1 pseudogene is annotated in these 349 nt (G+C 62.5%); it reads right to left on the bottom strand.

Annotated features, from left to right (window positions below):
* Nucleotides 1-311 (bottom strand): annotated as a pseudogene (gene amiC, locus GYB81_RS25405) (aliphatic amidase expression-regulating protein AmiC); the annotation flags it as partial.
* Nucleotides 312-349 lie beyond the last annotated feature (38 nt).

Here is a 349-nt window from a genome sequence, read left to right on the forward strand (position 1 = left end):
GAGGGATACAGCGGAATGTAGATTTCCTCGAGCACCGTGCCGCCGTGCTGGCGGTACAGGTGGCGCATCACATGGTTGCTTTCCCGCGGATAGATGTAGTCCGAGCCGATGAACACCACCCGCTCGCCGTAGTGGCGAATCAGGTACGCCGCCAGCGGCGCACTGTTCTGGTTCGGCGCCGGACCGCCGTAGACGATGTTCGGCGAATACTCGAAGCCCTCGTAGGGGGTCGGGTAGCAGAGCAGCGCGTCGGCGCGCTCGACCACCGGCATCACCGCCTTGCGCGTGTGCGACATGTAGCAGCCCACGAGACCGTACTAGATCTCGTATGCCGTCTTCTGCTTGAAAA

Origin of the sequence: Pseudomonas yangonensis, assembly GCF_009932725.1 — a bacterium.
GTDB classification, from domain to species: Bacteria; Pseudomonadota; Gammaproteobacteria; order Pseudomonadales; family Pseudomonadaceae; genus Aquipseudomonas; species Aquipseudomonas yangonensis.